Annotated in this window: 22 protein-coding genes; all 22 read left to right on the top strand. The window is 68.9% G+C overall.

Annotation, left to right across the window (positions count from 1 at the left end):
* Positions 1-323: 323 nt before the first annotated feature.
* The 22 genes from lysA (at position 324) to atpD (ending at position 25,802) form a co-directional block, all read left to right on the top strand.
* Complete coding sequence (gene lysA / locus ACFY9I_RS32250; protein ID WP_391007979.1) at positions 324-1,715, top strand: diaminopimelate decarboxylase; 1,392 nt, start codon at positions 324-326, stop codon at positions 1,713-1,715.
* Between the two features lie 161 nt (positions 1,716-1,876).
* Positions 1,877-3,169, top strand: a complete 1,293-nt coding sequence (locus tag ACFY9I_RS32245) for a homoserine dehydrogenase (RefSeq protein WP_391007977.1) — start codon at positions 1,877-1,879, stop codon at positions 3,167-3,169.
* A gap of 6 nt (positions 3,170-3,175) precedes the next feature.
* On the top strand, positions 3,176-4,234 hold the full coding sequence (gene thrC / locus ACFY9I_RS32240) for a threonine synthase (protein ID WP_391007975.1): 1,059 nt from the start codon (positions 3,176-3,178) through the stop codon (positions 4,232-4,234).
* A 322-nt stretch (positions 4,235-4,556) separates the two neighbouring features.
* Complete coding sequence (gene thrB, locus ACFY9I_RS32235) at positions 4,557-5,510, top strand: homoserine kinase (RefSeq protein WP_391007973.1); 954 nt, start codon at positions 4,557-4,559, stop codon at positions 5,508-5,510.
* Positions 5,511-5,918: 408 nt separating this feature from the next.
* The gene (gene rho, locus ACFY9I_RS32230) at positions 5,919-7,961 is read left to right on the top strand and encodes a transcription termination factor Rho (protein WP_391007972.1); all 2,043 of its coding nucleotides are present in this window, start codon (positions 5,919-5,921) and stop codon (positions 7,959-7,961) included.
* A 213-nt stretch (positions 7,962-8,174) separates the two neighbouring features.
* The gene (locus tag ACFY9I_RS32225; RefSeq protein WP_391008082.1) at positions 8,175-9,872 is read left to right on the top strand and encodes a trypsin-like serine protease; all 1,698 of its coding nucleotides are present in this window, start codon (positions 8,175-8,177) and stop codon (positions 9,870-9,872) included.
* A 223-nt stretch (positions 9,873-10,095) separates the two neighbouring features.
* A complete protein-coding gene (locus ACFY9I_RS32220; RefSeq protein ID WP_391007970.1) occupies positions 10,096-11,238 on the top strand; it encodes an LCP family protein in 1,143 nt (380 codons plus the stop codon).
* A 361-nt stretch (positions 11,239-11,599) separates the two neighbouring features.
* Positions 11,600-11,821, top strand: coding sequence for a 50S ribosomal protein L31 (rpmE, locus tag ACFY9I_RS32215; RefSeq protein WP_028804216.1), 222 nt, complete (start codon positions 11,600-11,602; stop codon positions 11,819-11,821).
* A gap of 106 nt (positions 11,822-11,927) precedes the next feature.
* Positions 11,928-13,004 (top strand): peptide chain release factor 1, encoded by a 1,077-nt coding sequence (prfA, locus tag ACFY9I_RS32210; RefSeq protein WP_391007967.1) that lies wholly within the window; start codon positions 11,928-11,930, stop codon positions 13,002-13,004.
* An 81-nt stretch (positions 13,005-13,085) separates the two neighbouring features.
* A complete protein-coding gene (prmC, locus tag ACFY9I_RS32205; RefSeq protein ID WP_391007965.1) occupies positions 13,086-13,925 on the top strand; it encodes a peptide chain release factor N(5)-glutamine methyltransferase in 840 nt (279 codons plus the stop codon).
* A gap of 86 nt (positions 13,926-14,011) precedes the next feature.
* Positions 14,012-14,659 (top strand): L-threonylcarbamoyladenylate synthase, encoded by a 648-nt coding sequence (locus ACFY9I_RS32200; protein ID WP_391007963.1) that lies wholly within the window; start codon positions 14,012-14,014, stop codon positions 14,657-14,659.
* Positions 14,656-15,327 (top strand): low molecular weight phosphatase family protein, encoded by a 672-nt coding sequence (locus ACFY9I_RS32195; protein WP_033526518.1) that lies wholly within the window; start codon positions 14,656-14,658, stop codon positions 15,325-15,327. The genes ACFY9I_RS32200 and ACFY9I_RS32195 overlap by 4 nt, the downstream gene beginning before the upstream one ends.
* Positions 15,328-15,395: 68 nt before the next feature.
* The gene (gene glyA / locus ACFY9I_RS32190; protein ID WP_391007961.1) at positions 15,396-16,658 is read left to right on the top strand and encodes a serine hydroxymethyltransferase; all 1,263 of its coding nucleotides are present in this window, start codon (positions 15,396-15,398) and stop codon (positions 16,656-16,658) included.
* A gap of 129 nt (positions 16,659-16,787) precedes the next feature.
* Positions 16,788-18,071, top strand: coding sequence for an MraY family glycosyltransferase (locus ACFY9I_RS32185; protein ID WP_391007959.1), 1,284 nt, complete (start codon positions 16,788-16,790; stop codon positions 18,069-18,071).
* 433 nt (positions 18,072-18,504) lie between these two features.
* On the top strand, positions 18,505-18,942 hold the full coding sequence (locus ACFY9I_RS32180; protein ID WP_391007957.1) for a hypothetical protein: 438 nt from the start codon (positions 18,505-18,507) through the stop codon (positions 18,940-18,942).
* A 273-nt stretch (positions 18,943-19,215) separates the two neighbouring features.
* Positions 19,216-19,986 carry a F0F1 ATP synthase subunit A gene (gene atpB / locus ACFY9I_RS32175; protein WP_391008080.1) on the top strand — a complete coding sequence of 257 codons (771 nt, stop codon included), beginning with the start codon at positions 19,216-19,218 and terminating at the stop codon, positions 19,984-19,986.
* Positions 19,987-20,062: 76 nt separating this feature from the next.
* Positions 20,063-20,296 carry an ATP synthase F0 subunit C gene (gene atpE / locus ACFY9I_RS32170; RefSeq protein ID WP_003997868.1) on the top strand — a complete coding sequence of 78 codons (234 nt, stop codon included), beginning with the start codon at positions 20,063-20,065 and terminating at the stop codon, positions 20,294-20,296.
* Positions 20,297-20,336: 40 nt separating this feature from the next.
* Positions 20,337-20,885, top strand: coding sequence for a F0F1 ATP synthase subunit B (locus ACFY9I_RS32165; protein ID WP_391007955.1), 549 nt, complete (start codon positions 20,337-20,339; stop codon positions 20,883-20,885).
* A complete protein-coding gene (locus ACFY9I_RS32160) occupies positions 20,882-21,697 on the top strand; it encodes a F0F1 ATP synthase subunit delta (protein WP_391007954.1) in 816 nt (271 codons plus the stop codon). The genes ACFY9I_RS32165 and ACFY9I_RS32160 overlap by 4 nt, the downstream gene beginning before the upstream one ends.
* Positions 21,698-21,831: 134 nt before the next feature.
* On the top strand, positions 21,832-23,427 hold the full coding sequence (gene atpA / locus ACFY9I_RS32155) for a F0F1 ATP synthase subunit alpha (RefSeq protein WP_391007952.1): 1,596 nt from the start codon (positions 21,832-21,834) through the stop codon (positions 23,425-23,427).
* 21 nt (positions 23,428-23,448) lie between these two features.
* Positions 23,449-24,366, top strand: a complete 918-nt coding sequence (locus tag ACFY9I_RS32150; protein ID WP_184899449.1) for a F0F1 ATP synthase subunit gamma — start codon at positions 23,449-23,451, stop codon at positions 24,364-24,366.
* The gene (gene atpD / locus ACFY9I_RS32145) at positions 24,366-25,802 is read left to right on the top strand and encodes a F0F1 ATP synthase subunit beta (RefSeq protein ID WP_391007950.1); all 1,437 of its coding nucleotides are present in this window, start codon (positions 24,366-24,368) and stop codon (positions 25,800-25,802) included. The genes ACFY9I_RS32150 and atpD overlap by 1 nt, the downstream gene beginning before the upstream one ends.
* Positions 25,803-25,836 lie beyond the last annotated feature (34 nt).

Genomic DNA, 25,836 nt, shown 5'->3' with positions numbered 1-25,836 from the left:
CACAGCCCAAGCGAAAGCCAAAGCGAAGCCACAGCCAAAGCCACAGCCCAAGCGAAAGCCAAAGCGAAGCCACAGCCAAAGCCACAGCCCAAGCGAAGCCACAGCCAAAGCCACAGCCCAAGCGAAAGCCAAAGCGAAGCCACAGCCAAAGCCACAGCCCAAGCGAAAGCCAAAGCGAAGCCACAGCCAAAGCCACAGCCCAAGCGAAAGCGAAAGCCCAAGCCCAAGCCGAAAGCTCACGCCCCAGCCCGAACCGCTTGAGCCCGCCGCCCCTGAGCCCCGCGCGCAGAGCACCAGAGAGATACAGAGAAAGCACTCCACACATGAGCCGTTCCGCACACCCCGCCGGGCCCCGTCACGCCGACGTTCTCCCGGAGGGCCACTACTCCGCTCCGCCCGCCGACCTGAACACGCTGGACCCCAAGGTGTGGGCCCAGACCGTCACCCGTGGCGCCGACGGAGTCGTCCGCGTCGGCGGGGTCGACGTGAAGGCGTTGGCCGAGGAGTTCGGCACGCCCGCGTACTTCGTCGACGAGGTCGACTTCCGGACCCGGGCGCGGGCCTGGCGTACGGCGTTCGGGCAGGACGCCGACGTGTTCTACGCGGGCAAGGCGTTCCTGTCCCGGGCCATCGTGCGCTGGCTGCACGAGGAGGGGCTCAACCTCGACGTCTGCTCGGGCGGCGAACTCGCCACCGCGCTCTCCGCCGGTATGCCCGCCGACCGCATCGCCTTCCACGGCAACAACAAGTCCACTGACGAGATCCACCGTGCCGTCGAGGCCGGCGTCGGCCGGATCGTGCTCGACTCGTTCCAGGAGATCGTGCGGGTCGCGCACATCGCCCAGTCGCTGGGCAAGCGGCAGAAGGTGCAGATCCGTGTCACCGTCGGCGTCGAGGCACACACCCACGAGTTCATCGCCACCGCGCACGAGGACCAGAAGTTCGGGGTCCCGCTCGCGGGCGGGCAGGCGGCGGAGGCCGTACGGCGGGCGCTGAAGCTCGACGGGATCGAACTCATCGGGGTCCATTCCCACATCGGGTCGCAGATCTTCGACACCTCCGGATTCGAGGTCGCCGCGCACCGCGTGGTCGGGCTGCTCAAGGAGGTCCGTGACGAGCACGGCGTCGAGTTGCCCGAGATCGACCTCGGGGGCGGGCTCGGGATCGCGTACACCAGTGACGACGACCCCCGTGAGCCGCACGAGATCGCCAAGGCGCTCACCGAGATCGTCACGAGGGAGTGCGAAGCCGCCAAGCTGCGCACGCCGCGCATCTCCGTCGAGCCGGGCCGTGCCATCGTCGGCCCGACCGCCTTCACGCTCTACGAGGTCGGCACCATCAAGCCGCTGGACGGGCTGCGGACGTACGTCTCCGTGGACGGCGGCATGTCGGACAACATCCGGACCGCGCTGTACGACGCCGAGTACAGCGTCGCGCTGGTGTCCCGCGCCTCCGACGCCGAGCCGATGCTCGCCCGGGTGGTCGGCAAGCACTGCGAGAGCGGTGACATCGTGGTGAAGGACGCGTTCCTGCCGGCGGACCTGGCACCGGGTGACCTGATCGCCGTACCGGCCACCGGCGCGTACTGCCGTTCGATGGCCAGCAACTACAACCACGTGCTGCGCCCGCCGGTCGTCGCCGTCAATGATGGAGAGGCCCGGGTCATCGTTCGCCGCGAGACGGAGGAGGATCTTCTCCGGCTCGACGTCGGGTGATTGGCGCCACCAACACGTCAGGCCGAAAGATCTTCGTCTTCCGGCCCTGAGAAAATGAAATACATGTCTCACGATCCGGACGAGGGGCAGAAACCCCCGTCCGGTGAGTGAGACTGGTCCCACCGTATTCGGTATGTCGGTATGTGAGGAAACGAGGTCGGATGATGCGTACGCGTCCGCTGAAGGTGGCGCTGCTGGGCTGTGGGGTTGTCGGCTCAGAGGTGGCGCGCATCATGACGACGCACGCCGACGATCTCGCCGCCCGTATCGGCGCCCCGGTCGAGCTGGCGGGCGTCGCGGTCCGGCGTCCCTCCCGGGTGCGTGAGGGCATCGACCCGGCGCTCGTCACCACCGACGCGACCGCCCTGGTCAAACGAGGGGACATCGACGTCATCGTCGAGGTGATCGGCGGTATCGAGCCGGCCCGCTCCCTCATCACCACCGCGTTCGAGCACGGCGCCTCCGTCGTTTCCGCCAACAAGGCCCTCCTCGCCCAGGACGGCGCCGCCCTGCACGCGATCGCCGACCAGCACGGCAAGGACCTCTACTACGAGGCCGCCGTCGCCGGCGCCATCCCGCTGATCCGGCCACTGCGCGAGTCCCTCGCCGGCGACAAGATCAACCGGGTGATGGGCATCGTCAACGGGACGACCAACTTCATCCTCGACAAGATGGACACCACGGGCGCGGGTTATCAGGAGGCCCTCGACGAGGCCACCGCGCTGGGATACGCGGAGGCCGACCCGACCGCCGACGTCGAGGGCTTCGACGCCGCCGCCAAGGCCGCGATCCTCGCCGGTATCGCCTTCCACTCGCGCGTACGGCTCGACGACGTGTACCGCGAGGGCATGACCGAGGTGACGGCGGCCGACTTCGCCTCCGCCAAGAACATGGGCTGCACCATCAAGCTGCTCGCCATCTGCGAGCGGGCCGCGGACGGCGGCTCCGTCACCGCGCGCGTGCACCCGGCGATGATCCCGCTGACCCATCCGCTCGCCTCCGTACGCGGCGCCTACAACGCCGTGTTCGTGGAGTCGGACGCCGCCGGTCAGCTGATGTTCTACGGGCCGGGCGCGGGCGGTGCCCCCACGGCCTCCGCCGTCCTCGGCGACCTCGTGGCCGTGTGCCGCAACCGGCTCACGGGCGCCACCGGGCCCGGCGAGTCCGCCTACGCCGCCCTGCCGGTCTCGCCGATGGGCGAGGTCGTCACGCGCTACCACATCAGCCTCGACGTCGCCGACAAACCGGGAGTTCTCGCCCAGGTGGCGACCGTGTTCGCCGAGCACGGTGTGTCGATCGATACGGTTCGCCAGCAGGGCAAGGACGGCGAGGCCTCTCTCGTCGTCGTCACCCACCGTGCCTCCGACGCCTCCCTCACCGGGACCGTCGAGGCGCTGCGCAACCTCGACACCGTGCGGGGTGTCGCCAGCATCATGCGCGTTGAAGGAGAGTAACCAGCAATGACCCACCAGTGGCGCGGAATCATCGAGGAGTACCGGGACCGCCTGCCCGTCTCCGACACCACGCCGGTCGTGACGCTCCGCGAGGGCGGCACGCCCCTCGTGCCCGCGCAGGTGCTCTCCGAGCGCACGGGCTGCGAGGTCCACCTCAAGGTGGAGGGCGCCAACCCGACCGGGTCCTTCAAGGACCGCGGTATGACCATGGCCATCACCCGGGCGAAGGAAGAGGGCGCGAAAGCCGTCATCTGCGCCTCCACGGGCAACACCTCCGCCTCGGCGGCCGCCTATGCCGTCCGTGCGGGCATGGTCTCGGCCGTGCTCGTTCCGCAGGGGAAGATCGCGCTGGGCAAGATGGGCCAGGCCCTCGTGCACGGCGCGAAGATCCTCCAGGTCGACGGCAACTTCGACGACTGCCTCACCCTCGCGCGTGAACTGAGCGACAACTACCCGGTGGCCCTGGTCAATTCGGTCAATCCGGTACGCATCGAGGGTCAGAAGACCGCCGCGTTCGAGATCGTGGACATGCTCGGCGACGCGCCCGACATCCATGTCCTGCCGGTGGGCAACGCGGGCAACATCACGGCCTACTGGAAGGGCTACAAGGAGTACGCCGCCGACGGGATCGCCGCCAAGACGCCCCGTATGTGGGGTTTCCAGGCCTCCGGTTCCGCGCCGATCGTGCGCGGGGAGGTCGTCAAGGACCCGTCGACGATCGCCACCGCGATCCGGATCGGCAACCCGGCGTCCTGGCAGTACGCCCTCGCCGCCCGGGACGAGTCGGGCGGGTTCATCGACGAGGTGACGGACCGTGAGATCCTGCGCGCCTACCGGCTGTTGGCCGCCCAGGAAGGTGTCTTCGTGGAGCCCGCCTCCGCCGCCTCGGTGGCCGGCCTGCTGAAGGCCGCCGAGAACGGCAAGGTCGACCCCGGGCAGACCATCGTCTGCACGGTCACCGGCAACGGCCTCAAGGACCCCGACTGGGCCGTCGCGGGCGCCCCGCAGCCCGTCACGGTCCCCGTGGACGCGCCGACGGCCGCCGAGCGCCTCGGTCTCGCGTAGTCCCGCGTAGTCTGTCGCCCAGCCGTTCGAAAGGCCTGAGAGTCGCGCGTAGACGCCGATTCTCGGGGGATAACCCTGACAGGACCCGACAGGGGGTGCACAGGGGGCTTACGACACGCATCGTGCGCCTCCTGTGCGCCCTATGTCGCCACAGAACCTTCCTTCGATAGGCTGTGGTGAACCCGCCCGCCGCATATGCCCCGCACGGGGCGCGGCGCCGTGCCGTCCTGAGCGGCCGCAGGGTTCCCACACCTGTCGAACGTCATTCGGCAATCGACATGGACAATCGTCAATCTCGCAGCTCAAGGAGAGTCATCGAGCGATGGCCGGTCCAGCGTTCCGCGCCGCCGCCGTACGGGTGCGCGTCCCCGCCACCAGCGCCAACCTGGGCCCGGGCTTCGACGCCCTCGGCCTGTCGCTGGGGCTCTACGACGACGTGGTCGTCCGGGTGGCCGACTCCGGCCTGCACGTCGACATCGCCGGGGAGGGCAGCGAGACGCTCCCGCGCGACGAGCGGCATCTGCTCGTCCGCTCCCTGCGCACCGCCTTCGACCTGCTGGGCGGTCAGCCCCGCGGTCTTGAGATCGTGTGCGCCAACCGCATCCCGCACGGCCGAGGCCTCGGCTCCTCCTCCGCCGCCATCTGCGCGGGCATCGTCGCCGCCCGCGCCGTCACCATAGGCGGCGACAACCGGCTCGACGACGCCGCGCTGCTCGAACTGGCCACGGAGATCGAGGGCCACCCCGACAATGTCGCGGCCTGCCTTCTCGGCGGCTTCACGCTCTCCTGGATGGAGGGCGGCTCCGCCCGGGCGATCAGGATGGATCCCGCCGATTCCATCGTTCCGGTGGTTTTCGTCCCCGGAAAGCCGGTTCTGACGGAGACGGCGCGCGGACTGCTCCCGCGCACCGTCCCGCACGTCGACGCAGCGACCAACGCCGGCCGCGCGGCCCTGCTCGTGGAAGCCCTGACCAGGCGCCCCGAGCTGCTGCTGCCCGCCACCGAGGACCGGCTGCACCAGGAGTACCGGGCGCCCGCCATGCCGGAGAGCGCGGCCCTGGTCGAACGACTGCGGGCCGACGGCGTCCCGGCGGTCATCTCCGGCGCCGGACCCACGGTCCTGGCCCTGGCCGACGAGGCCAGTGCCGACAAGGTGGCCGACCTCGCGGGCGAGGGCTGGGCCGCCAACCGGCTGGACCTCGACGCCCGAGGGGCGTGCGTCCTGCCGCTCACCACCACCGTCGCCGAGACCGGCGTCGACACCGGCGACGCGTAGGGGCGCGGTTGCCGGATTTCGAGAGGGGGAATGTTTGTTGGATCCGGTAGTGTTAACCTCAAGTCTGCACCTGCCTCAGCCATGGCGAGGTGCTTATCGTCCCCGTCCGGGACAACCATTCTTCCGGGAGTCTCCCAAGCCGCACTGTGCTTCGTACGTCAAGCTGTACGCCGTACGCAGGCACTGAGCGGTCTGCCGAGCAGGCTCCGGAACCGGCGTTGCCGAGCCGCGTGACACAGACACTCAGTGCCACCACGGTCCGGAAAGCGCCGAATCACCAGAAATTCTCCTCCGCCGCCTTTGGCGGACCACCGCCCCGGCACGGTCCACCCGAACAGGACCGAAGCCGGACAGCACAAACGGTCGCCGAGCCAGAAGGCCGACGTCCGCTCCAGGGAAGGACCCTTCGTGAGCGACACCACCGATCTGATGGGCGCACGTGTCGAGGACACCGCTGCCGCGCCCGCCACGGACGCCGCGCCTGCCAGCGGTGCCGGCTCCCGGCGGCGCCGTGGCACCGGCCTCGAGGGCATGGTGCTGGCCGAGCTGCAGCAGGTCGCATCCGGCCTCGGCATCAGGGGCACCGCGCGTATGCGCAAGAGCCAGCTGATCGAGGTCATCAAGGAGGCGCAGGCCGGAGGGGGTGCCGCGGCTCCCAAGGCCGAGGCAGCCACCGAGACCAAGCCGAAGCGCCGTGCCACCTCGAAGGCGCGCACGGGCGACGACGCCGCCCCGGCCGAGAAGGCCACCGCCAAGAAGACCGCGGCGCCCGCCGAGAAGGCCGACAAGGCCGAGAAGGCCGTGGCCCAGCAGCAGATCGAGATCCCCGGCCAGCCGGCCGGTGGCGACGAGGCGCCCACCGAGCGCCGCCGTCGTCGTGCCACCGCCGAGGCGGGCAGCCCCGAGACGGTCGCCGCCGAGGCGAAGAGCGAGCCCAAGGCCGAGACGCCGGCCGCTCCCGCCGAGGTCAAGGCCGAGGCCGGTGACCAGGGTGCCGAAGGCCGCCAGGGCCGCCGCGAGCGCGGCCGTGACCGCGGTGAGCGTGGCGACCGCGGCGAGCGCGGTGACCGCGGCCGTCGAGGCAAGGGCGACGAGCAGCAGGGCGGCGGCGGTCAGCAGCAGCGCGACCGCGGCCAGCAGCAGGGCCAGCAGCAGGGCGGCGGCCGTCAGGACCGTCAGCGTGACAACGGCCCGCAGGACGACGATGACTTCGACGGCGGCCGCCGGGGCCGTCGCGGCCGTTACCGTGACCGTCGTGGCCGTCGCGGCCGTGACGACATGGGCGGCCCCGAGCCGCAGCTCGCCGAGGACGACGTCCTGATCCCCGTCGCGGGCATCCTGGACATCCTCGACAACTACGCCTTCATCCGCACCTCGGGCTACCTGCCCGGCCCGAACGACGTGTACGTCTCCCTCGCCCAGGTCCGCAAGAACGGCCTGCGCAAGGGTGACCACGTCACCGGTGCCGTGCGTCAGCCCAAGGAGGGCGAGCGCCGCGAGAAGTTCAACGCGCTGGTCCGTCTGGACTCCGTCAACGGCATGGCGCCCGAACACGGCCGTGGCCGCCCGGAGTTCAACAAGCTGACGCCGCTGTACCCGCAGGACCGCCTCCGTCTGGAGACGGACCCGGGCGTGCTCACCACCCGCATCATCGACCTCGTCTCGCCCATCGGTAAGGGCCAGCGCGGTCTGATCGTGGCCCCGCCGAAGACCGGCAAGACCATGATCATGCAGGCGATCGCCAACGCGATCACGCACAACAACCCCGAGTGCCACCTGATGGTCGTCCTCGTCGACGAGCGTCCGGAAGAGGTCACCGACATGCAGCGGTCGGTGAAGGGCGAGGTCATCTCCTCGACCTTCGACCGCCCGGCCGAGGACCACACGACGGTCGCCGAGCTCGCCATCGAGCGCGCCAAGCGGCTCGTCGAGCTGGGCCACGACGTGGTCGTGCTGCTCGACTCGATCACGCGTCTGGGCCGTGCGTACAACCTCGCCGCCCCGGCCTCCGGCCGCATCCTGTCCGGTGGTGTCGACTCGACCGCCCTGTACCCGCCGAAGCGCTTCTTCGGTGCGGCCCGGAACATCGAGGACGGCGGCTCGCTGACCATCCTCGCCACCGCCCTGGTGGACACCGGGTCCCGCATGGACGAGGTGATCTTCGAGGAGTTCAAGGGCACCGGAAACATGGAGCTCAAGCTCGACCGCAAGCTCGCGGACAAGCGGATCTTCCCGGCGGTGGACGTGGACGCGTCCGGTACCCGTAAGGAAGAGATCCTGCTCGGCAACGAGGAGCTGGCGGTCGTCTGGAAGCTGCGCCGGGTGCTGCACGCGCTCGACCAGCAGCAGGCGATCGAGCTGCTGCTGGACAAGATGAAGCAGACGAAGTCGAACGTCGAGTTCCTGATGCAGATCCAGAAGACGACGCCCACGCCGGGGAACGGCGACTAGTAACGCCGACCGGTGCAGGCGGAAACAGCCGACCGGTAGAGGCGCAGTCACCGGGGCCACCCTCACACATGAGGGTGGCCCCGGTTGTCTGTAGGGGACACGTGTACGATCACGGTCTTCATGCTCTGAACAACCGTTGCACTCCCAGGGGGGAATTGAGTGGCTAGACCCTTGTCCGGAGCCATAGCCGCCGCGATAACCGGGACGCTGCTGATGTCGTCCGCGAGCGGGGCGGGCGCCGACACCGCCTCGCCGCCCGACGAGGCGGATGTCCGGATCGCCAAGGCGATGGAGGCGGACGACACCGCCGGTATGCCGACGCGGGAGCCGTCGTCCACCGCGAGTTCGGGCAGTGGCCTGCAGCCGTCCGCCCAGATCATCGGCGGCTCGACGACCACGATCGCCTCGGCGCCGTGGATGGCCCAGCTCTGGTACTACGACGGGACCCAGGACCTCGGCTTCTTCTGCGGCGGCACGGTCGTCTCGCCGACGAAGATCCTCACCGCCGCGCACTGTGTCGACAAGAACCACTACGACTGGGTCAAGTACGGCGAGATCGTCACCGGCACCGACCAGTTGCCCACGGCCGTCCACGACGAGGACGGCAACCTCGTGAGCATGGATTACCACGGCGGTGCCCACAGCAAGGTCTCGCGCCAGTGGAACCACTCCTCGTGGAACGAGGACCTGATCGACAACGACGTCGCGGTCCTCACGCTGACCGAGCCCGTCAAGGCCACGCCGATCAGGATGACGACGTCCACCGACACGTCCTCGTACACGGCGGGCACCAGCGCCAAGGTCTACGGCTGGGGCCGTACCAGCTCCACCAACCAGAACATCTCGCAGAAGCTGAAGACGGCCACGCTGCCGGTCGTCAGCGACACGAACTGCCAGAACACCTGGGGAAGCTACTTCATCAAGGGGCACATGTTCTGCGCGGGCAAGCCCGCCGGCGGCTCCGACGCCACGACCACCGCCACCTGCAACGGTGACTCCGGTGGCCCGCTCGTGGTCGGCGGCAAGATCATCGGCGTCGTCTCGTGGGGCGTCAAGGACTGCGTGGCGAAGTACGCGTACCCGGTCCTCGCCAAGGTCAGCAAGTACGTCGGCGTGACCTACCCGAGGGTCGACGACACGGCCATCACCGGGGACGGCAAGGCCGACGTCTTCCTGCGCAACAAGGAGACCGGCAAGGGCTACGTCCGCGCGTCCACGGGCTCCAAGCTCGGCGACCGCGCGGCCCTGACCGACGAGGGCAGCTGGCAGGGCTACAACCTGGTCCAGCAGACCGACCTGAACCGGGACGGCTACCAGGACTACGTCCTGCGCCGCTCCTCCGACGGTGACGTCTTCTGGCGGCGGCGGTCGGCCTCGTCCAGCACCTGGACGACCACGCAGATCTTCGACAACTGGAAGACCCGCACCCGGATCCTCACGCCCGGCGACGTCACCGGCGACGCCCTGCCCGACCTGCTCTCCGTCGACTCGGCGGGCGCCCTGTGGATCTACCCGGGCAAGGGCAACGGGTCCTTCTCGACCCGGGTCAAGGTCGGCACGGGCTGGAACACGTACAACGCGGTGCTCGGTCACGGCGACTTCACCGGCGACGGCAAGGCCGACCTGATCGCACGCACCAAGACCGGATCGAACGTCTACCTCTACAAGGGCGCCGGCAAGTCCGGCACGGGCGCGTTCGCCACCCGGATCAAGGTCCGCTCGGACTGGAGCGCCTACAACACGCTCCTCACTCCCGGTGACGTGAGCGGCGACGGCAAGGCGGACCTCCTGGCCCGTACGCCGGCCGGCACGCTGTACCTGTACAAGGGCACCGGCAAGGCCACGAGCGAGATCTTCAGCACACGGGCCTCGGTCGGCACGAGTTACGCCCAGTACGACCTCCTCGGCTGAAACGGCAGGTGAGACCGGCCCCGCCGGTCTCACCCGTCACACACGGTGCCCATCGCGCTTGATGCGATGGGCACCGTTCGTCGTGCAACCCTTTCCCGGAATATCCCGTCTGACCGGGCGGAGCGGCCATGGAGCGTCGAGTCGAGTGTCATGGCCTCGTCCGACCCGACAGGCCTGGGCCTGAGCGCAGGGGGTAACCGACCGGAAAGAGAACGAGGAGCAGATGTCCGCCGACACCACGCCGGAACCCGCCACCCCGGGACAGTCCGGCTTCACGGGACCGCGCCACCGCGCGGCCAAGGGCCGCCGCCGTAAGCCGCGCGAGGGGCACAGCAGAGCAGCGCTCGCCGTCGTCTGGACCGCCGCCGGCGTCCTGGTGCTGGGCGGCACCGGAATCGGTTACCTGTACTTCAAGCTCAACGGCAACATCAAGAGCGTCGACATCAACCAGGCCCTCGGCACCGACCGGCCCCTGGACGTCGACAACGGCTCGCAGGACATCCTCGTCCTGGGCTCCGACACCCGCTCGGGCAGCAACAAGAAGCTCGGCGGCGGTGTCGACGACGGCACCGCCCGCTCCGACACGGCGATGGTCGTGCACGTCTACGAGGGACACAAGAGGGCCAGCGTGGTCTCCATACCCCGGGACACCCTCGTCGAGCGCCCCGAGTGCACCGACGCCGACGGCAGGACGCATCCGGCGGCGAACATGGCGATGTTCAACTCCGCGTACTCCACGGGCGGCGCGGCGTGCGCGGTCAAGACCGTCGAGTCCCTGTCCGGCATGCGCATGGACCACTACGTCGAGGTCGACTTCGCCGGCTTCGAGAAGCTGATCAACGTCCTCGGCGGAGTCGACATCACGACCACCAAGGACATCGAGGACCCCGAGAGCCATCTGGACCTGAAGGCCGGCGAGCACACCCTGACCGGCAAGCAGGCGCTCGGGCTCGTGCGCACCCGGCACGGGGTCGGCGACGGGTCCGACCTCGGGCGCATCCAGCTCCAGCAGGCGTTCATCAAGGCCCTCATCGAGCAGGTCAAGGAGGTCGGCATCTTCTCCAGCCCCAAGAAGCTCTACGACCTCGCCGAGACCGCGACCGACGCCGTCACCACCGACTCCGACCTCGACTCCGTCAAGGACCTCGCCTCCTTCGCGGGTGGGCTCAAGGGGATCAGCTCCAAGAACATGACCATGGTCACGATGCCGGTCCAGTACGACCCCGCCGACGCGAACCGGGTGCTGGTGGACGAGGCCAAGGCCAAGCAGGTCTGGGCCGCGCTCAAGGCCGACAAGCAGATCCCGAAGTCGGCGACGAAGGGAACGGCGACGGGTTCGGCCGACGGAGTCGTGGCTTCCTCCTGAGGGCGCCTGCGGGGGAGGGGCGCTCACCGGCGCTGACAGGGTGCCGCTGCGCCCACCCGTGCCGCCCCAGCGGCACGACTGCCACGCAAGTGGGTAGGGCGGGGCGGCGGCGTGCGGCGCGCAGCCGGGTGGGGGCGGGGAAGCAGCGGGGCGGGCGGGTCGGCGGGGAAGCGGTGCGGGGTCGCGGGGCGGGTCGGCGGGGAAGCGGCGCTCGGGAGTGTGGTCGGGTGAGGGAATACCTGGCGGCACCCCCTGGTTTTGGGAGATGGCACCAGTCCTGGCAGACTGGTACGTCGGCTCCGGTTCACGCGCCCGCACCCCGCGGACGCGACCCGGCGCCCTCCCGAAACTAGGAGACACCTTGAAGCGCGACATCCACCCCGAGTACGTCGAGACGCAGGTCAGCTGCACCTGCGGCGCGTCGTTCACCACCCGCAGCACGATCGAGAGCGGCACCATCCGTGCCGAGGTCTGCTCCGAGTGCCACCCGTTCTACACGGGCAAGCAGAAGATCCTCGACACCGGTGGCCGTGTGGCCCGCTTCGAGGCCCGCTTCGGCAAGGCTGCCGCTGCCAAGAAGTAGCGAGCCCCCAGCGCCGGTCCGCGGTGCCCCCATCGGGGGCGTCGGGACCGGCGCTTTGCGGTGCAGCCCACTCACAACGTCGTACGTCGTACAGGGAGCCGGAGAGATGTTCGAGGCGGTCGAGGAACTGGTCGGGGAACACGCCGACCTGGAGAAGAAGCTCGCCGACCCGTCGGTCCACTCGGACCAGGCCAACGCGCGCAAGCTGAACAAGCGCTACGCGGAGCTGACCCCGATCGTCGGCACGTACCGCTCCTGGAAGCAGACCGGCGACGACATCGACACCGCCCGCGAATTCGTCGCGGACGACCCGGACTTCGCGGCCGAGGTCAAGGACCTGGAGAAGCAGCGCGAGGAGCTGACGGAGAAGCTGCGGCTGCTGCTCGTGCCCCGGGACCCGTCCGACGACAAGGACGTCATCCTGGAGATCAAGGCCGGCGCCGGCGGCGACGAGTCCGCGCTCTTCGCCGGTGACCTGCTGCGGATGTACCTGCGGTACGCCGAGCGCGTCGGATGGAAGACCGAGATCATCGACTCCACCGAGTCCGAGCTGGGCGGCTACAAGGACGTCCAGGTCGCCGTGAAGACCAAGGGCGGGCAGGGCGCCACCGAGCCCGGCCAGGGCGTCTGGGCCCGGCTGAAGTACGAGGGCGGTGTGCACCGCGTGCAGCGTGTGCCCGCGACCGAGTCCCAGGGCCGTATCCACACCTCCGCCGCGGGTGTGCTCGTCACACCCGAGGCCGAGGAGATCGACGTCGAGATCAATCCGAACGATCTGCGCATCGATGTCTACCGCTCTTCCGGGCCCGGCGGACAGTCCGTCAACACCACCGACTCCGCGGTGCGCATCACGCACATTCCCACCGGAGTCGTCGCTTCCTGCCAGAACGAGAAGAGTCAACTGCAGAACAAGGAGCAGGCGATGCGTATCCTGCGCTCCAGGCTGCTCGCCGCGGCGCAGGAGGAGGCGGAGAAGGAAGCCGCCGACGCCCGCCGCAGCCAGGTCCGTACCGTCGACCGCTCCGAGAAGATCCGCACGTACAACTTCCCGGAGAACCGCATCTCGGACCACCGCGTCGGCTTCAAGGCCTACAACCTGGACCAGGTCCTGGACGGCGAACTCGACGCGGTGATCCAGGCCTGCGTCGACGCGGACTCGGCCGCGAAGCTGGCAGCCGCGTAAGGCACGTACGAGCACGAAGAAGTACGACGGAGGACTTGCGTGCAGCAACATATTGGGGGTCGACCCCCCAACCCCCGCGGCGTGCTGCTCGCGGAAGTGGCCCAGGCCACCCAGCGCCTGGCCGACGCCGGCGTGCCCTCGCCGCGCAACGACGCGGAGGAACTCGCCGCGTTCGTGCACGGCGTCAAGCGGGGCGAGCTGCACACCGTCAGGGACTCCGACTTCGACGCCCGGTACTGGGAGGTCATCGCCCGGCGAGAGCAGCGTGAGCCGCTCCAGCACATCACCGGGCGCGCTTACTTCCGCTACCTCGAACTTCAGGTCGGACCCGGGGTGTTCGTGCCCCGGCCCGAGACCGAGTCGGTGGTCGGCTGGGCCATAGACGCCGTCCGCGCGATGGACGTCGTCGAGCCGCTCATCGTCGATCTGTGCACCGGCTCCGGCGCCATCGCGCTCGCCCTCGCGCAGGAGGTGCCGCGCTCGCGTGTGCACGCCGTGGAGCTGTCCGAGGACGCCCTGACCTGGACCCGCAAGAACATGGCGGGCTCGCGCGTCGACCTGCGCCAGGGCAACGCCCTGGACGCCTTCCGCGACCTCGACGGCCAGGTCGACCTCGTGGTCTCCAACCCGCCGTACATCCCGCTCACGGAGTGGGAGTACGTGGCACCCGAGGCCCGCGACTACGATCCCGAACTCGCCCTGTTCTCAGGGGAGGACGGTCTGGATCTCATCCGTGGCCTCGAACGTACGGCGCATCGGCTCCTGCGTCCCGGGGGTGTCGTCGTCATCGAGCACGCCGACACCCAGGGCGGCCAGGTGCCCTGGATCTTCACCGAGGAGCGGGGCTGGGCCGACGCGGCCGACCACCCGGACCTCAACAACCGGCCGCGGTTCGCGACCGCCCGCAAGGCGCTGCCGTGAACACGCTGATGAGCGCGCGCATGAGCACGCGCCCGACGACAGTTTCTCTGGATGCCCAGCAGTACGTGTACGAGGAGGCCCGCTAGATGGCACGGCGATACGACACCAACGACGCGACCGACCGCGCCACCGGTCTGCGCGAGGCCGCGTCCGCCATTCGCCGGGGCGAGCTCGTGGTGCTGCCGACGGACACCGTGTACGGCATCGGCGCGGACGCGTTCACCTCCGAGGCCGTCGCCGACCTCCTGGAGGCCAAGGGCCGGGGCCGCAACATGCCCACGCCCGTCCTCATCGGCTCCCCGAACACCCTGCACGGCCTCGTCACGGACTTCTCCGAGATGGCCTGGGAACTGGTCGACGCCTTCTGGCCGGGCGCGCTCACGCTCGTCGCCAAGCACCAGCCGTCGCTCCAGTGGGATCTCGGCGACACCCGGGGCACGGTCGCCGTGCGTATGCCGCTGCACCCCGTCGCCATCGAGCTGCTGACCGAGGTCGGACCCATGGCGGTCTCCTCGGCCAACCTGACCGGGCACCCGGCGCCGGAGAACTGCGACGCCGCCGAGGCGATGCTCGGTGACTCCGTCTCCGTCTACCTCGACGGCGGCCAGACCCCCGGCAACGTGCCCTCCAGCATCGTGGACGTCACGGGCAAGGTGCCGGTGCTGCTGCGGGCGGGCGCCCTGTCGGCGGAGGAGCTGCGCAAGGTCGTACCCGACCTCGAGGTGGCGAATTGACGGCCCCTGACGCGGGGCGTGGCATATGGGACGGGGAAGAGACGCGGACCTTCACGGGGCTGCCGCGTGACACCTTTCGCATCCTCCACGTCAGCACCGGCAACGTGTGCCGCTCGCCCATCACCGAGCGGCTGACCCGGCATGCCCTCGCGGACCGGCTCGGGGACCCGCTGTGGGGAGGCCTGATCGTCGAGAGCGCGGGCACCTGGGGGCACGAGGGGGCGCCCATGGAGGCCAACGCCGAGGCGGTCCTCGCGGACTTCGGCGCGGACGCCTCCGGCTTCACGGGGCGGGAACTGCTGGACGAGCACGTCATCCGGGCCGACCTCGTACTGACGGCCACCCGTGACCACCGGGCGCAGGTCATCTCCATGGGGCACTCCGCCGGGCTGCGCACCTTCACCCTGAAGGAGTTCACCCGCCTCGTCCGGGCCATCGACCCGACCACCCTGCCTCCCCTGGAGGAGGGCATGGTCGTCCGCGCGCGTGCGCTGGTCCGCGCCGCGGCCGCTCTACGCGGGTGGCTCCTGGCCCCGACCGCGGAGGCGGACGAGGTCTACGACCCCTACGGGGCGCCCCTGCCGTTCTTCCGCTCGGTGGGCGACGAGATACACCAGGCGCTCGATCCCGTGGTGACGGCGCTGACCGGGGTGCCCGCTCGGGCGTAACACCGGGCGCCCCGGCGCGCGCGGGCCTACATTGGTCGTACGTCACCGTCGACGCCCCGGAGTCCATCATGTCGGTCACCCCTGTCCTAGAGGCCGATGTCCTGCGGCGGCAGGACCCCGAGCTGGCCGACATCCTGCTCGGGGAACTCGACCGGCAGGCGACGACGCTGCAGCTGATCGCCGCCGAGAACTTCACCTCGCCCGCGGTGCTGGCCGCGCTGGGGTCGCCGCTCGCCAACAAGTACGCGGAGGGCTATCCGGGAGCGCGGTACCACGGCGGCTGCGAGATGGCGGACGTCGCCGAACGGCTGGCGGTGGAGCGGGCCAAGGCTCTGTTCGGGGCCGAGCACGCCAACGTGCAATCGCATTCCGGGTCTTCGGCCGTGCTGGCCGCGTACGCCGCCCTGCTGCGCCCCGGTGACACGGTGCTGGCGATGGGGCTGCACTTCGGCGGCCATCTCACCCACGGGTCGCCCACCAACTTCTCCGGCCGCTGGTTCGACTTCGTCGGGTACGGCGTGGAGGCCGAGTCCGGGCTCATCGACCGTGAGCAGGTGCGCACCCTGGCCCGTACGCACCGCCCCAAGGCCATCGTGTGCGGCTCGATCTCCTACCCCCGGCACATCGACTACGCCTTCTTCCGCGAGGTCGCCGACGAGGTCGGGGCGTATCTGATCGCCGACGCCGCCCATCCGATCGGGCTGGTGGCCGGGGGAGCGGCGCCCAACCCGGTGCCGTACGCCGACATCGTCTGCGCCACCACGCACAAGGTGCTGCGCGGGCCGCGCGGCGGGATGCTGCTGTGCGGGGGCGAGCTGGCCGAGCGCGTGGACCGGGCGGTGTTCCCGTTCACCCAGGGCGGCGCGCAGATGCACACCATCGCCGCGAAGGCCGTCGCGTTCGGGGAGGCGGGGACGCCGGCGTTCACCGCGTACGCCCATCAGGTGGTCGCGAACGCCCGCGTCCTGGCCGAGGGACTCGCCAGGGAGGGCCTCGTGGTCGTCACCGGTGGCACCGACACCCATCTCCTCACCGTCGATCCCGCGCCACTCGGTGTGGACGGCCGCACCGCGCGGGGACGGCTCGCGGCCGCCGGGATCGTCCTGGACTGCTGTGCGCTGCCCCATGGCGGCGCCATCGACGTCACCGCCGGAGACGCCCGTGGCCTGCGGCTCGGCACGGCCGCGCTGACCACGCAGGGCATGGGCGAGGCGGAGATGACCCGCCTTGCCACGCTGTTCGCGCAGGTGCTGCGGGACGGCGTCGACGGCAGGCGGACCCGTGAAGAAGTGCGGGACCTGGCCGGAAGATTTCCGCCGTATCCGCGCTGAGGTGGGGTAGACGCACCACTGCACACAGCATCACGTGCAACCATCGTCGCTACCCGGAAGTCCCCAACCATATGCGCGCATCGCTAGGGTGTGGGGCTGTGATGGCCAGCGAGACCTGTGGGGAAGCCCGTGCGTGAATACCTCCTGACGCTCTGCATCACGGCCGCGGTCACGTACCTGCTGACAGGGCCGGTACGGAAGTTCGCGATCGTGGCCGGAGCCATGCCGGAGATCCGTGCGCGCGACGTCCACCGTGAGCCCACGCCCCGCCTCGGCGGCATCGCGATGTTCTTCGGTCTCTGCGCAGGTCTGCTGGTCGCCGACCACCTGACCAACCTCAGCGAGGTCTTCGCCGAGTCCAACGAACCACGTGCGCTGCTCTCCGGGGCAGCGCTGATCTGGCTCATCGGCGTCCTGGACGACAAGTTCGAGATCGACGCCCTGATCAAGCTCGGCGGCCAGATGATCGCCGCCGGTGTGATGGTGATGCAGGGTCTGACGATCCTGTGGCTGCCCATCCCCAGCGTGGGGATCGTCGCGCTGACCCAGTGGCAGGGCACCCTGCTCACGGTCGCCCTGGTCGTCATCACCATCAACGCGGTGAACTTCGTCGACGGCCTCGACGGTCTCGCGGCCGGCATGGTCTGCATCGCCTCCGCCGCGTTCTTCATGTACGCCTACCGCCTCTGGTACAGCTACGGCATCGAGGCCGCGGCCCCCGCCACACTGTTCGCTGCCGTCCTGATGGGCATGTGCCTGGGCTTCCTGCCGCACAACATGCACCCGGCCCGGATCTTCATGGGCGACTCGGGTTCGATGATGATCGGCCTGGTGCTGGCGGCCGGCGCGATCTCCATCACGGGGCAGGTCGACCCGGACGTGATGAACCTGTACGGCTCGGAGCGCACCACGGTCTACTCGATGGTGCCGGTCTACATCCCGCTGCTGATGCCGCTGACCATCATCGCGATCCCGGCGGCCGACCTGATCCTCGCGATCGTGCGCCGCACCTGGCGTGGGCAGTCGCCGTTCGCCGCCGACCGGGGCCACCTGCACCACCGGCTCCTGGAGGTCGGGCACTCGCACAGCCGGGCCGTGCTGATCATGTACTTCTGGTCGGCGGTGATCGCCTTCGGCACTCTCGCCTACACGGTGAACGCGGCGTCGATGTGGATCGTCCTCGCCATCGCCATGCTCAGCGGTGTCGGCCTCTTCCTTCTCCTGCTGCCCCGCTTCACCCCCCGCGCCCCGCGCTGGGCTCAGCGCTTCGTACCGCCCCGTTACCGTCGGCGCGTGGTCCCTCCGGTCGCAGCGGAGCCCCTCCCCGACTGGACGCCCTCCCTCAACGGCGCGACGGCGATCGGCGCCCGGGCCCACGAAGCGGAACGCAGCCCCGCGGGTGCGCGCCACTGAGAGTCACTCTCGCGTCGCGATCCTCGTCGCCCTGATCGGAGAACCGGCCGGAGGCCGTGTGCGGCATCTCGCACACGGCCTCCGGCCGTCCGTCGTGCGGACGCACGGCGGGGCGTCGCGCTGACGGGAAGGTAAGAATCTGACTAACGCTTTGCCGAGGCCATGCATGAGCCTGGTGGTGCAAACCGCCCTTATACCAGACAAGTCGGTGCTGTTTTTGCTCAGGCGGGCAGGTTCACTCTCATGTGTGACACCTGGCACAGCATTCAGGTAAAGACCTCATCAAATAGTTTGTGATACGGTTCACGAGAACCCGGGACAGAGTCGAAGGACCGCACTGCGACGGTCCATTGGCGCGAGGTTTCCGCTCGCCCCCGGGGTCTACGCTCGTCCATGACGACACCCTGCCCCCTTAGCAAGCGGAGTTGCCGCCATGCCGTCCAATGACGTCCGGATCCTCCTTCAAGCTGCCGTGCCCACGGCTGCCGCCGGCGCGATCGGCGCCGTCGTCAGCGGTGTGGTCGTCGGGGGCAAGGGGGCCGTCGGCGCCATCGTCGCGGCGGTGATCACGATCCTCTTCATGGGAATCGGGCTCTACGTTCTGCAGCGCACTGCCAAATCGCTTCCTCATCTGTTCCAGATGATGGGCCTCATGCTTTACGCGGCACAGATCCTGCTGCTGTTCATCTTCCTGTCCGCCTTCAAGGACACGACTCTGTTCCACCCCAGGGCCTTCGCGTTCACGCTCGTCGGCACCACTCTCGTGTGGATCACCGCACAGACGCGTGCCCATATGAAGGCCAAGATCCTCTATGTCGAACCCGATGCGCCGACGGGCAACAAGCCCGAAAAATCGGGGCACTCGTCGTGAGGAGTAGGGCCGGGATAAGGGCGTGTGCGAACTCCTGCTATCGTCCGGTGCCAACTGCGGCATCGCGGGCGCGGGCATCTGAGCTGACGCCTGCTCAATCGCGAGGCTCGATGCCCCCCAGCCGCCCCCACATCCGTAACACCTGTCCGGTGCCGACCCGCGGCTGCGCGCCGCGCCGACACAACGAGGTTGCCGTACCCATGCGTCACGCCGAAGGAGCCCGCGGTGAGTGCTGACCAGACCCAGCTCGCCTTTGACTGGAGCTGTCGGATCATGTCCGACAACGGCTGTGGCTTCCCGGCTCCGGGCCTGCACTCGTTCCTCTTCAAGCCGATCGCCACGGTCGGCGGGTTCGAGTTCAACAAGGTGATGCTGCTCGCGCTCATCACCACCCTCCTGGTGATCACCTTCTTCACCCTCGCCTTCGGCAAGGCGAAGGTGGTCCCGGGCAAGCTGCAGATGATCGGCGAAGCGGGCTACGACTTCGTACGCCGCGGCATCGTCTACGAGACGCTGGGCCGGAAGGAGGGCGAGAAGTACGTCCCGCTGATGGTCTCGCTGTTCTTCTTCATCTGGCTCATGAACATCTGGTCCGTGATCCCGCTGGCCCAGTTCCCGGTGTCGTCGATCATCGCCTACCCGATGGTTCTGGCCGCCGTCGTCTACGTGGTCTGGGTCTCGCTGACCTTCAAGAAGCACGGCTTCGTCGGCTTCTTCAAGAACGTCACCGGCTACGACAAGTCGCTCGGCCCGGTGCTGCCGCTCGTGGTGGTCATCGAGTTCTTCTCGAACCTGCTGGTCCGCCCGTTCACGCACGCGGTGCGACTGTTCGCCAACATGTTCGCCGGCCACCTGATGCTGGTCATGTTCACCGTCGCCTCCTGGTACCTGCTGAACAGCTGGATGATCCCGGCGGCCGGTGTCTCCTTCATCATGACCATCGTCATGATCCTCTTCGAGCTCTTCGTGCAGGCCGTCCAGGCGTACGTCTTCGTGCTCCTCGCCTGCTCGTACATCCAGGGCGCGCTCGCCGAGCACCACTGAGCACCGCGCTCCACCAACCCCCCAGAACGTCCGGTGGCCAACCCCCGCCGGTCCTGAAAGAGAAGGAAGAATCAGCATGGCTGCCCTTGAGACCCTCGCCGCCGTCGACGGCAACATCGGCTCCATCGGCTACGGCCTCGCCGCCATCGGCCCCGGCGTCGGCGTCGGCATCATCTTCGGCAACGGCACCCAGGCCCTGGCCCGCCAGCCCGAGGCCGCCGGCCTGATCCGTGCCAACCAGATCCTCGGCTTCGCCTTCTGTGAGGCGCTCGCCCTCATCGGCATCGTCATGCCGTTCGTCTACAACTGACGAACCCTGACGAGCAAACCTTTCAACGAAAGGCACTGATGTGATCGCCAACCTGGTACAGCTGGCGGCCGGGGAAGAGCAGAACCCGCTCATCCCGCCGGGCCCCGAGCTGCTCGTGGGCGCCATCGCCTTCGCCATCGTCTTCTTCTTCTTCTGGAAGAAGGCGCTCCCGAACATCAACAAGGTTCTGGAAGAGCGCCGCGAGGCGATCGAGGGCGGTATCGAAGAAGCCGACCGCATGAAGGTCGAGGCCCAGAGCGTCCTTGAGCAGTACAAGGCTCAGCTCGCCGAGGCTCGGCACGAGGCCGCGCGGCTGCGCCAGGAGGCGCAGGAGCAGGGCGCCGTGCTCATCGCCGAGATGCGGGCCGAGGGCCAGCGGCAGCGCGAGGAGATCATCGCCGCCGGTCACTCGCAGCTCGAGGCCGACCGCAAGGCCGCCGCTTCGGCGCTGCGTCAGGACGTGGGCAAGCTCGCCACCGACCTGGCCGGCAAGCTCGTCGGCGAGTCCCTGGAGGACCACGCCCGGCAGAGCCGTGTCATCGACCGCTTCCTCGACGACCTCGAGGAGAAGGCCGAGGCCACGCGATGAACGGAGCGAGCCGCGAGGCCCTGGCAGCCGCACGTGAGCGTCTCGACGCGCTGACGGACTCCACGTCCGCGGACGCGGCGCGGCTCGCCGACGAGCTGGCCGCCGTCACCGCTCTGCTCCACCGCGAGGTGTCGCTGCGTCGGGTCCTCACCGACCCGGCGCAGCCCGGCGAGGCCAAGGCCGAGCTGGTCGGCCGCATCCTCAGCGGCCAGGTCGGCGCGACCACCGCCGACCTGGTGTCGGGCCTGGTGCGTTCGCGCTGGTCGCAGCCCCGCGACCTGGTGGACGCGCTGGAGCAGCTGGCCGACATCGCCGACCTCACGGCCGCGCAGCAGTCGGCCACGCTCGACGACGTCGAGGACGAACTGTTCCGCTTCGGCCGGATCGTCGCCTCGAACACCGAGCTGCGGTCCGCGCTGACCGACCGTGCCGCCGGCGCCTCGGCCAAGGGCGAGCTGCTGCGCAGCCTGCTCGGCGGCCGTGCCAAGGCCACCACCGAGCGTCTGGTGACGCGCCTCGTGACCGCGCCGCGTGGACGTAGCCTGGAGGGGGGACTCGAGTCCCTGTCCAAGCTCGCCGCCGAGCGCCGGGACCGCATGGTCGCCGTCGTCACCTCGGCGGTCCCGCTGAGCGACCCGCAGAAGCGACGCCTCGGCGCCGCCCTGGCGAAGCTCTACGGCCGTCCCATGCACCTGAACCTCGACGTGGACCCCGGTGTCCTCGGCGGGATCCGGGTCCAGGTCGGCGACGAGGTCATCAACGGCTCGATCGCGGACCGACTTGAGGACGCCGGCCGCCGCCTGGCGAGCTAGCACAAACTTCATAGCAGTACGTACGTATGTCTGCGGCCCGGTTGGGCCGTGCAGAGGATTCACCTCTTTCAGGGGGGAGTCCCCATCCCCCCAAAGTGAAACTTCGGGCCCAACAAGGAGAGCAGGGAACCCAGATGGCGGAGCTCACGATCCGGCCGGAGGAGATCCGGGACGCGCTGGAGAACTTCGTCCAGTCGTACCAGCCGGACGCGGCCTCGCGCGAGGAGGTCGGTACGGTCACCCTTGCCGGCGACGGCATCGCGAAGGTCGAGGGTCTTCCCTCGGCCATGGCCAACGAACTGCTGAAGTTCGAGGACGGCACCCTCGGCCTCGCGCTCAACCTGGAAGAGCGCGAGATCGGCGCGATCGTCCTCGGTGAGTTCAGCGGTGTCGAGGAGGGCCAGCCGGTCAGCCGTACCGGCGAGGTGCTGTCGGTCGCCGTGGGCGAGGGCTACCTCGGCCGCGTCGTCGACCCGCTCGGCAACCCGATCGACGGCCTCGGCGAGATCGAGACCACCGGCCGCCGCGCCCTGGAGCTGCAGGCTCCCGGCGTCATGGCCCGTAAGTCGGTGCACGAGCCGATGGAGACCGGTTACAAGGCCGTCGACGCCATGACCCCGGTCGGCCGCGGCCAGCGTCAGCTGATCATCGGTGACCGCCAGACCGGCAAGACCGCCCTGGCCGTCGACACGATCATCAACCAGCGCGACAACTGGCGTTCCGGTGACGTGAACAAGCAGGTCCGCTGCGTCTACGTCGCCATCGGCCAGAAGGGCTCGACCATCGCCTCCGTGCGTGGCGCCCTCGAAGAGGCCGGCGCGCTGGAGTACACGACCATCGTCGCCGCCCCGGCGTCCGACCCGGCCGGCTTCAAGTACCTGGCGCCGTACACCGGTTCGGCCATCGGTCAGCAGTGGATGTACGAGGGCAAGCACGTCCTCATCATCTTCGACGACCTCTCGAAGCAGGCCGACGCCTACCGCGCCGTGTCGCTGCTGCTGCGCCGCCCGCCGGGCCGTGAGGCCTACCCGGGTGACGTCTTCTACCTGCACTCCCGTCTCCTTGAGCGCTGCGCGAAGCTCTCCGACGACCTGGGTGCCGGCTCGATGACCGGTCTGCCGATCGTCGAGACGAAGGCCAACGACGTCTCGGCGTTCATCCCGACCAACGTCATCTCCATCACCGACGGCCAGTGCTTCCTGGAGTCGGACCTCTTCAACGCCGGTCAGCGCCCCGCGCTGAACGTCGGTATCTCCGTCTCCCGAGTCGGTGGTTCCGCGCAGCACAAGGCGATGAAGCAGGTCTCCGGCCGTCTGCGCCTCGACCTCGCCCAGTACCGTGAGCTGGAGGCGTTCGCCGCCTTCGGTTCCGACCTGGACGCCGCGTCGAAGGCGCAGCTGGAGCGCGGTCAGCGTCTGGTCGAGCTGCTGAAGCAGCCGCAGTACCAGCCGATGCCGACCGAGGACCAGGTCGTCTCCGTGTGGGCCGGTACCACCGGCAAGATGGACGACGTCCCCGTCGCCGACGTCCGCCGCTTCGAGAAGGAGCTGCTGGAGTACCTGCACCGCAAGGAGCAGGGCCTCATGACCTCCATCAAGGAGGGCGGCAAGATGTCGGACGACACCCTGACCGCTGTCGCCGACGCGATCGCCGAGTTCAAGAAGCAGTTCGAGACCTCGGACGGCAAGCTGCTCGGCGAGGACGCCCCGGCCGTCAACGTCTCCAAGTGACGTAAGGAAGGGACCTGACTCATGGGAGCCCAGCTCCGGGTCTACAAGCGTCGCATCCGATCCGTCACCGCGACCAAGAAGATCACCAAGGCGATGGAGATGATCGCCGCCTCGCGCGTCGTCAAGGCGCAGCGCAAGGTGGCGGCCTCCACGCCGTACGCGACCGAGCTCACCCGCGCGGTCACGGCGGTCGGTACCGGTTCGAACACCAAGCATCCGCTGACCACGGAGGCGGAGACGGCGACCCGTTCCGCGGTGCTGCTCCTCACGAGCGACCGCGGACTGGCCGGCGCCTTCAACTCCAACGCCATCAAGGTCGCCGAGCAGCTGACGGCGCGCCTTGAGGCGGAGGGCAAGGAGGTCGACACGTACATCGTCGGCCGCCGCGGTCTGGCCCACTACAACTTCCGCGAGCGCAAGGTCGTGGAGTCGTGGTCGGGCTTCACCGACGAGCCCAGCTACGCGGACGCCAAGAAGGTCGCTGCTCCGCTGATCGAGGCCATCGAGAAGGACACGGCGGACGGCGGGGTGGACGAACTCCACATCGTCTTCACCGAGTTCGTCTCGATGATGACGCAGACGGCGCTCGACGACCGGCTGCTGCCGCTCAGCCTCGACGAGGTGGCGGCGGAGGCCACGCCGAAGGGCGAGATCCTTCCGCTGTACGACTTCGAGCCGTCGGCGGAGGACGTCCTCGACGCCCTGCTGCCGCGCTACGTCGAGAGCCGTATCTACAACGCGATGCTCCAGTCGGCCGCTTCCAAGCACGCCGCCACCCGCCGCGCGATGAAGTCGGCCACCGACAACGCGGGCGAGCTGATCAACACGCTCTCCCGCCTTGCCAACGCGGCCCGCCAGGCCGAAATCACCCAGGAAATCAGCGAGATCGTCGGTGGCTCCGCAGCCCTGGCCGACGCGAACGCGGGGAGTGACAAGTAATGACGACGACAGTTGAGACGGCCGCTGCCACGGGCCGCGTCGCCCGGGTCATCGGCCCGGTCGTCGACGTGGAATTCCCCGTCGACGCCATGCCCGACATCTACAACGCCCTTCACGTCGAGGTGGCCGACCCGGCCGAGGACGGCGCGAAGAAGACGCTGACCCTGGAGGTCGCCCAGCACCTGGGTGACGGCCTGGTCCGCACGATCTCCATGCAGCCCACCGACGGTCTGGTCCGCCAGGCCCCGGTCACCGACACCGGCGCCTCCATCACGGTGCCGGTCGGCGACTTCACCAAGGGCAAGGTGTTCAACACCCTCGGTGAGGTGCTGAACACTGACGAGCAGTACACGGGCGAGCGCTGGGGCATCCACCGCAAGGCCCCCAACTTCGACGAGCTCGAGTCGAAGACCGAGATGTTCGAGACCGGCGTCAAGGTCATCGACCTTCTCACCCCGTACGTCAAGGGTGGAAAGATCGGCCTGTTCGGTGGTGCCGGCGTCGGCAAGACGGTGCTCATCCAGGAGATGATCTACCGCGTCGCCAACAACCACGACGGTGTCTCCGTGTTCGCCGGTGTCGGTGAGCGCACGCGTGAGGGCAACGACCTCATCGAGGAGATGGCCGACTCGGGCGTCATCGACAAGACCGCCCTGGTCTTCGGTCAGATGGACGAGCCCCCGGGCACCCGTCTGCGCGTGGCCCTCGCCGGTCTGACCATGGCGGAGTACTTCCGCGATGTGCAGAAGCAGGACGTGCTGTTCTTCATCGACAACATCTTCCGCTTCACCCAGGCCGGTTCCGAGGTGTCGACCCTGCTCGGCCGTATGCCCTCCGCGGTGGGCTACCAGCCGAACCTGGCCGACGAGATGGGTCTCCTCCAGGAGCGCATCACCTCGACCCGTGGTCACTCGATCACCTCGATGCAGGCGATCTACGTCCCCGCGGACGACCTGACCGACCCGGCCCCGGCCACCACGTTCGCCCACCTCGACGCGACGACGGTTCTCTCCCGTCCGATCTCCGAGAAGGGCATCTACCCGGCCGTGGACCCGCTGGACTCCACGTCCCGCATCCTGGACCCCCGCTACATCGCGGCGGACCACTACAACACCGCGATGCGCGTCAAGACGGTCCTGCAGAAGTACAAGGACCTCCAGGACATCATCGCGATCCTCGGTATCGACGAGCTGGGCGAGGAGGACAAGCTCACCGTCCACCGTGCCCGTCGCGTCGAGCGCTTCCTGTCCCAGAACACCCACGTCGCCAAGCAGTTCACGGGCGTCGACGGGTCGGACGTCCCGCTGGACGAGTCGATCACCGCGTTCAACGCGATCATCGACGGCGAGTACGACCACTTCCCCGAGCAGGCCTTCTTCCTGTGCGGTGGTATCGAGGACCTGAAGAAGAACGCGAAGGAGCTCGGCGTCAGCTGACGCCCGGCGACTTGTGAACAGTGGGGGGCGAGAC

This window comes from Streptomyces sp. NPDC012510 (assembly GCF_042955065.1).
GTDB lineage: Bacteria > Actinomycetota > Actinomycetes > Streptomycetales > Streptomycetaceae > Streptomyces.
This window is presented reverse-complemented; position numbering and strand designations above follow the sequence as displayed.